Source organism: Pseudomonas sp. JV245A (assembly GCF_032424515.1).
GTDB classification, from domain to species: Bacteria; Pseudomonadota; Gammaproteobacteria; order Pseudomonadales; family Pseudomonadaceae; genus Aquipseudomonas; species Aquipseudomonas protegens.
This window is the reverse complement of the sequence record NZ_VYKE01000438.1, coordinates 1-906: the sequence shown is the minus strand read 5'-3', so window position 1 is coordinate 906 and position 906 is coordinate 1. Positions and strand designations below refer to the sequence as shown.

Sequence of the window (906 nt, the reverse complement as noted above, 5' to 3'; positions counted from 1 at the left end):
CACCGGCAACCGCCTGGTGTGGAACATCATCAACGGCGGCTCGGATGCCATTCAGCGCCAGGTCGGCGACTTCAGCGACCACGATGAGCGCTATGCCCGTGCCACCGAGTTCATGGACGTGGTCAAGGGCTACTGGCACAACGAGAACTTCCACTACCAGGGCCAGTTCTACCGCGCCGAAGGCGGCGGCCTGCGCGGCCCCTTGAAGAAGGCCGAGCTGCCGCTGATCTGCACCGCGGGATCGTCCATCGCCGCTCGGGAATTCGCCGCCAAGCATGCCGACTTCTACCTGATGCGCGCCGAGCACCCGGACGAGATCGCCGCGTTGATCGCCGATATTCGTGAGCGCGCCTTGCAGTACGGCCGCAGCGATATCCGCTTCGGCCTGTCGATCGACGTCATCACCCGGGAAACCGAGGAACTGGCGCGCACCGAGGCCAAGCGCTTCTTCGACGAGGGCATCGCCAAGGGCGCGGTCAAGGCCGTGGCCGCCCATGCCGGGCTGCGCACCGCGCGCAAGCTCAGCTACGAGAACGGCTTCGCACAGAAGAACGAGACCCAGGGCTTCGAGGATTTCTTCATCCACCCCAATGTCTGGACCGGCTTCGGCTACATCGGCATACCGCCGGGCTGCGCCCTGGTGGGCAGCTACGAAAACGTGGTGGCGCGGATCCGCGAGTACCACGCCATCGGTATCGACCTGTTCTTCCTCGCCGGCTACCCGCACCTGGAGGAAGCCTACCGCCTGGGCGAGCACATCCTGCCGCACTTTCGCGGCGAGCGCGCGGCCCTGAGCCGTCAGCCGCAAGCGCCGCTGGAGCTGCGCAGCGCCAACGGCCCGGCAGGAGCCTGACGCCATGAGCCAGGACTACTCGGGCTTGAGCCGCCGTCGTTTTCTCGGCCACA

The 906-nt window shown here is 66.4% G+C and carries 1 protein-coding gene; it reads left to right on the top strand.

Features of this window, described 5'->3' with window-relative positions; all coding sequences use genetic code 11:
- On the top strand, positions 1 to 853 hold an 853-nt coding region (locus F6S12_RS32290), incomplete at its 5' end, for an LLM class flavin-dependent oxidoreductase (RefSeq protein ID WP_315869930.1).
- Positions 854 to 906: the final 53 nt, after the last annotated feature.